Raw genomic sequence first — 5,635 nt, 5'->3', positions numbered from 1 at the left:
TCCATCTTTATTTATAGAAAAGCTTGATCGTTCATAAAAATCATCAGAACTGCAATTGTTTATTACTTGTTTCTGATGATTTTTTTGATAGTTACGCAAAGATATTCAGGGTATGAATAATTCGGGATAATGATTGCACAATTGAGTCATCGAAAAATATTGGTACCAAATTGAAAAAGGTTTTCGGGATCTACCTCCCAAAAACCTTTTTCAATTTTATACTGATTCTTCTTCCCTTTGGAAGACTCCCCTAGTTTGTTCTACAATCTGGCTATCCAAGATGGTAGCAACTTGTTTGAGGGTGTAGTAGATGGATTTGGCATCGCTAGATCCGTGAGCCTTGACAACAGGGGCTTTGACACCAAAGAGCATAGCGCCTCCAGCTTCCGTATAGTCTAAGCTTTGCTGCATTTCCTTGAGACTTGGTTTTAACAACCAGGCTCCCAACTTAGCACGTAGGCCGCCTGCTAGGATGGTAGACTTGAGTTGGCTGAGGATTCCCAAGGCTGTTCCTTCCATGGTTTTGAGGACTGCATTTCCAGTGAATCCGTCTGTCACCACGACATCAGCTACCTGATCCATCAGATCCCGTGCTTCAACATTCCCTACAAAGTTGAGGTCCTCACGAGCCTCCAAGAGTTGATAGGCTTCCTTGCGGAGGGGATCTCCCTTACCGGCCTCGGATCCATTATTGAGCAGCCCAACTCGAGGATTTTGGATCCCTCGAACCTGGCTGGCATAGAAGGAGCCCATTAAAGCATATTGCTCCAAATGCCCTGCTGTACTTTCCGCATTAGCCCCCAAGTCCATCATGACAAAGCCTTGGCCATTTTTGCTTGGCAAAATCGTCAACAAACCAGGCCGGTCAATTCCTTTAATCCGACCAATAATGAAGAAAGATGCAGCTAGCAAAGCACCGGTATTTCCAGCTGATAGAAGGGCATCTGCCTGCCCTTCCTTGACGGCCTTGGCCGCGAGGACCATGCTGGCATCCTTTTTACGCCGAATAGCCCGAGCTGGCTCATCATCCCCTTCAATTTTTTCCTTAGTGTGAATGATCTCAATCCGATTGCTATTCTCAATGAGAGGTTGAATCTGATCTTGATCCCCATACAATTGAAAGATCACATCGGATAGCTCATCACGGGCCCGTAGAACCCCCTCAACAATAGCCTGAGGCGCAGCATCGCCTCCCATAGCATCAATGGCAATACGTTTCATTTTCTCTCCTTCAACAGACTCCCCCACTCATCCAGGGAATCTAGAAATTTTTTGGCCTTCAAGTGAATGCCGACATATTCTTGGTAAAAAGTATCAAGGGTCCGACGTAAGTCAGCCTTGGTTTCAGTGGATAAACGGATGCTCTCTAATTCCTCCAGGGAAACAGCCTGAAACCTCTCAAGAAGGAAGAGACTGTTGGGATTAAAGTGAGCACGATGGACATCCTGATCATAATGTTCGGGACACAGCACCCCATCATAGACAAAGCTATAGTCAAAGGGCAAACCAGTCCGATGACAGAAGCAACACTCCGACAAGAGCAAACGTGTCCCAAAACGGTCCAAAATCTGCATCTCAAAAATCAAGGTCAATACCTCGTAATCCAGACCTTCCTCCATCAACTCCAAAGTCTTGGTCACAAACTGAAAAAGAGCTGGATCCGCTTGCCCATCCTGAATACTGGCATCCGCTAAAGCCAAAACATAGGACGCATAGGCCAGGGAATAAATATCTCCCTGAACCTTAGGATAGGACGTCTCCACACTGACTTCATCAATATAGCCCAGACCTTCCTCCCGAAGTTTCAGAATATAGTCCCCAAACACCAAAGGCTGAATCTGAGCCAAACGCTGGGACTTCTCCACATTACGGACAAAAAACATCCGCTTCCCAGCCTTCTCTGTAAAAATCTTCACCAGGCGGTCCTTTTCCCGATAGGGACGGTTGTAAAGAACCAAACCTTTGGATTGAACTGTCTCCATCAGCACCTACCTAAATAGTAAAAGGGGCTGAGCCAGCCCCTTTTCTTTTATAATCTTTTCGTTTATCTTTTATTACTGTGTTAGCTCGTCTTGCCGTACTTCATTGAAACTTTCTTCAAAAGTTTTATCAGCAAGCTCAAAATCTTCCTCAAGATTTTGAGCTGTCTGCGACTCGCTGCCTTGTACTAAAAGCAAACAAAAAGACTATATCATTCTGCTACCTACTTATTCTTACTCAAAGCAAATAAACTCGATAGAGGACGTTTTTCATGAATGCGAATAATTGCCTCTGCCAAAAGATCTGCGGTCGAGATTTGAACAATCTTGTCAATCAAACGCTCTTCTGGAAGATAGATCGTATCCAAAACGACCAATTTCTTAATGGCTGAATTCTGGATATTATCCATGGCTGGTCCTGATAAGACAGGGTGGGTACAGCTAGCATACACCTCAACTGCTCCCGCCTCTTGTAAGGCGTCTGCAGCGTGGGCAATGGTTCCCGCTGTATCAATCATGTCATCAATCAGAATACAGGTCTTACCTTCAACCTTCCCGATGATATTCATCACCTCGCTGGTATTCATCTTGTCAACGGAACGACGTTTGTCAATAATGGCAATCGGTGTCCGTAGGAATTCTGCCAGTTTCCGTGCGCGCGTAACACCCCCATGGTCTGGACTCACCACAACATAGTTATCGCCAACCATGCCACGACGTTCAAAATAGTCCGCAATCAATGGAGCTCCCATCAGATGGTCCACTGGAATATCAAAGAATCCTTGAATTTGAGCTGCGTGCAAATCAACGGTCAACAGACGGTTAACTCCTGCTACTTGCAGCATATCAGCCACAAGTTTAGATGTAATCGGCTCCCGAGCTCTGGCTTTCCGGTCCTGGCGAGCATACCCATAATAAGGCATGACCACATTAACCGACTCCGCACTTGCCCGTTTCAAAGCATCTACCAAAATCAAGATTTCCATCAAGTTATCATTAACCGGTGAGCTGGTAGATTGAAGAATGTAAACGTGTTTTCCACGAATGGATTCTTCAATATTCACTTGAATCTCTCCATCTGAGAACTGACGGACACTGGATTTACCCAATTCCATGCCAATCGCAGCTGCCACACGCTTGGCTAGGTCCTGATTTGACGACAGAGCAAACAATTTTAAATCAGAAAAAGACATGATTTCCTCCGCATTTTTTATCCCTTCTTCCATTTTAAACCTTTTCAAATCTTTTTTCAAATGAAATCAAGATTTGGCTAGGAAAAAACGAAAAAGAGGGGTTGCCAACAAACTTAAAAGGAGATTAACAGCCAAACTAGGGGCAAGACTCAGAGCCACAAAATCCGTCCAATTCAAACTGGCCATCCCAAAAAGACTGGCAGCCCCAAAATAGAGACTTTCAAAAAGACTGATGAGGAGAACTGTTGCGAGTAGAATGGTCCAGGTATTTCGTAAAAACAAACGATTCAAACTCGTTACCAAGAGAACGCAGAGAGGCAACAGTACAAAAAGAATGCCAATGGAATGGAAGACATAACTATCCATAAGAAAACCGGCGATCAAGCTTGCCCCTAATAAAGTAAAGGTTGAATAAAAAACCGAAGCAAAGAGCAAGAAAATCAGACTAGCATGAAACACAGGATACCAGTGACTAGGAATCAGATAGGACAAGAATAGGGAGGATTGCTGGTCTACAAACCAAAGCAAGAGAAAGAGACCAAGGATTTGAAAAAGATTCCAGACTGCTTTCATTATTGACCTACCACACTAACTGTTGAAAAATCTAAACTGCTTGCGGACATCTTAACGTAGACTTCACGCTCTAAGTTATTGCTATTCTGCTTACTGGACTCAACTTGCCCCAAAGGAATATCCTTCACCGGCATATTTCCCAAACCAGACGTCATCACACGAGCCCCTTTTGGAATCTCATCCGAAGCGTTGAGCTGGCTCACCGTTACTAGCTGCTGTACCGGATCATAGGACTTAATAATTCCAAAAATATCTTTAGAACCTGTATTGATTTTAACAGGAATCGCTAAAGGTTCTTGTTCCGAAGTCAAGAGGGAGACAACACTGGTTTCGTCAGAAACTTCCGAAACCTGACCCACGAGTCCACCATGAGCAACGACATACATATTCTCGACAAGCCCATCTTGTGAACCTTTATCAATCACTAACCGATTAGACCAAGTAGCTGGTAGACGATCGATAACCCCTGCCTGGATGACTTTGCGGTCCTTAAACTGGGACTGCAAACCTAACTGTTGCCGCAATTCTTCATTCTCCTTCTTAAGGGAGTCAACCTGATTCACTTCCTCATCCATGGCATAGAGACGCTGCTTTAAGTCCTGATTTTCTTCATAAGCATAAAATAAATTAGAAAAATCTGTTTCCGCTTGCCGCAAAGCCCCAAAAGGCAGATGCAGTAAACGACTCAGAAAAGCAACACCTCGATTGGTTTGCTGAACAATGACTGAAGAGTAAGAAAAAAACAGTAATCCCAAGACAAGAATCGAAGCTAAACCTGTGAGGAGAACTGTTTTTGACATGCGAAATTTTTTCATACATCCACCACTAAAAAAGGATAAAATAAGAAGGCTAGGATAAAATCCCAACCTTACTTTCACGACGGAGAATGGGGGATTCGAACCCCCGCGCCGGTTACCCGACCTAACGATTTAGCAAACCGTCCTCTTCAGCCTCTTGAGTAATTCTCCTATGGGCACGAGTGGACTCGAACCACCGACCTCACGCTTATCAGGCGTGCGCTCTAACCACCTGAGCTACGCGCCCAAGTTAAAAACTTGGTATCTTGAACATAAAAGTTCAAAGCGGGTGACGAGAATCGAACTCGCGACAACAGCTTGGAAGGCTGTAGTTTTACCACTAAACTACACCCGCTTATAAAAGAAATGGCGCGAGACGGAATCGAACCGCCGACACATGGAGCTTCAATCCATTGCTCTACCAACTGAGCTACCGAGCCAAATTGCGGGAGCAGGATTTGAACCTACGACCTTCGGGTTATGAGCCCGACGAGCTACCTAGCTGCTCCATCCCGCGCTATTCTTAAAACAAGGAGGATGTGGGATTCGAACCCACGCACGCTTTTACACGCCTGACGGTTTTCAAGACCGTTCCCTTCAGCCGGACTTGGGTAATCCTCCAAATATGGACCTTGTAGGACTTGAACCTACGACCACTCGGTTATGAGCCGAGAGCTCTAACCAGCTGAGCTAAAGGTCCAAGCAAGATCGATACTAAAAAACATAGCGGCGAAGGGGATCGAACCCCCGACCTCCCGGGTATGAACCGGACGCTCTAGCCAGCTGAGCTACACCGCCATATCGGGAAGACAGGATTCGAACCTGCGACACCTTGGTCCCAAACCAAGTACTCTACCAAGCTGAGCTACTTCCCGTAACTATAAATTCGGTTGTATCTCAGCTGTAGAGTACTTGCTAAGTAGATTTGCTTCGCAAATCCTCATCCGCAACCTCAAAGCTAAACTTTGAGCTCTACCAATCCGAGTTACTTCCCGTATTATTGTTTACATGCACCCTAGAGGAGTCGAACCTCTAACCGCCTGATTCGTAGTCAGGTACTCTATCCAGTTGAGCTAAGGGTGCTCATTTGCCG

At 45.2% G+C, this 5,635-nt stretch carries 5 protein-coding genes and 10 tRNA genes; all 15 read right to left on the bottom strand.

The genetic code is table 11. From position 1 onward, the window contains the following. Positions 1-216: 216 nt before the first annotated feature. The 15 genes from plsX to I1A59_RS08880 all read right to left on the bottom strand — a co-directional run bounded on the left by plsX (position 217) and on the right by I1A59_RS08880 (position 5,625). The gene (gene plsX / locus I1A59_RS08950; RefSeq protein ID WP_196092422.1) at positions 217-1,221 is read right to left on the bottom strand and encodes a phosphate acyltransferase PlsX; all 1,005 of its coding nucleotides are present in this window, start codon (positions 1,219-1,221) and stop codon (positions 217-219) included. Beyond that, positions 1,218-1,982 carry a DNA repair protein RecO gene (gene recO / locus I1A59_RS08945; RefSeq protein WP_196092421.1) on the bottom strand — a complete coding sequence of 255 codons (765 nt, stop codon included), beginning with the start codon at positions 1,980-1,982 and terminating at the stop codon, positions 1,218-1,220. Before recO ends, plsX begins: the two co-directional genes overlap by 4 nt. Before the next feature lie 221 nt (positions 1,983-2,203). Further along, on the bottom strand, positions 2,204-3,172 hold the full coding sequence (locus tag I1A59_RS08940; protein WP_196092420.1) for a ribose-phosphate diphosphokinase: 969 nt from the start codon (positions 3,170-3,172) through the stop codon (positions 2,204-2,206). A 66-nt stretch (positions 3,173-3,238) separates the two neighbouring features. Continuing rightward, positions 3,239-3,745, bottom strand: a complete 507-nt coding sequence (mreD, locus tag I1A59_RS08935) for a rod shape-determining protein MreD (protein ID WP_196092419.1) — start codon at positions 3,743-3,745, stop codon at positions 3,239-3,241. Beyond that, positions 3,745-4,560, bottom strand: a complete 816-nt coding sequence (gene mreC / locus I1A59_RS08930; protein WP_196092418.1) for a rod shape-determining protein MreC — start codon at positions 4,558-4,560, stop codon at positions 3,745-3,747. The genes mreD and mreC overlap by 1 nt, the downstream gene beginning before the upstream one ends. Before the next feature lie 65 nt (positions 4,561-4,625). Then, a tRNA-Ser gene (locus tag I1A59_RS08925) sits at positions 4,626-4,713 on the bottom strand. A gap of 2 nt (positions 4,714-4,715) precedes the next feature. Beyond that, positions 4,716-4,789: transfer RNA gene (locus I1A59_RS08920), tRNA-Ile, on the bottom strand. Between the two features lie 37 nt (positions 4,790-4,826). Next, positions 4,827-4,897, bottom strand: a tRNA-Gly gene (locus tag I1A59_RS08915). Between the two features lie 12 nt (positions 4,898-4,909). After that, positions 4,910-4,982, bottom strand: a tRNA-Phe gene (locus I1A59_RS08910). A gap of 3 nt (positions 4,983-4,985) precedes the next feature. Then, positions 4,986-5,059, bottom strand: a tRNA-Met gene (locus I1A59_RS08905). A gap of 14 nt (positions 5,060-5,073) precedes the next feature. Then, positions 5,074-5,163 (bottom strand) — tRNA-Ser (locus tag I1A59_RS08900). Between the two features lie 5 nt (positions 5,164-5,168). After that, positions 5,169-5,242 (bottom strand) — tRNA-Ile (locus I1A59_RS08895). 24 nt (positions 5,243-5,266) lie between these two features. Further along, positions 5,267-5,340: transfer RNA gene (locus I1A59_RS08890), tRNA-Met, on the bottom strand. Positions 5,341-5,343: 3 nt separating this feature from the next. Beyond that, positions 5,344-5,417 (bottom strand) — tRNA-Pro (locus I1A59_RS08885). Positions 5,418-5,551: 134 nt separating this feature from the next. Beyond that, positions 5,552-5,625: transfer RNA gene (locus I1A59_RS08880), tRNA-Arg, on the bottom strand. Between the last annotated feature and the right edge of the window lie 10 nt (positions 5,626-5,635).

Source organism: Streptococcus sp. NLN76 (genome assembly GCF_015686645.1).
Lineage (GTDB): Bacteria > Bacillota > Bacilli > Lactobacillales > Streptococcaceae > Streptococcus.
The sequence above is the reverse complement of the archived record's forward strand: the minus strand, read 5'-3'. Positions and strand labels throughout refer to the sequence as shown.

Coding starts and splice junctions, on each gene's coding strand:
- plsX (WP_196092422.1), bottom strand. CDS start 1,221: ATGAAACGTATTGCCATTGATGCTATGGGAGGCGATGCTGCGCCTCAG.
- recO (WP_196092421.1), bottom strand. CDS start 1,982: ATGGAGACAGTTCAATCCAAAGGTTTGGTTCTTTACAACCGTCCCTAT.
- I1A59_RS08940 (WP_196092420.1), bottom strand. CDS start 3,172: ATGTCTTTTTCTGATTTAAAATTGTTTGCTCTGTCGTCAAATCAGGAC.
- mreD (WP_196092419.1), bottom strand. CDS start 3,745: ATGAAAGCAGTCTGGAATCTTTTTCAAATCCTTGGTCTCTTTCTCTTG.
- mreC (WP_196092418.1), bottom strand. CDS start 4,560: ATGAAAAAATTTCGCATGTCAAAAACAGTTCTCCTCACAGGTTTAGCT.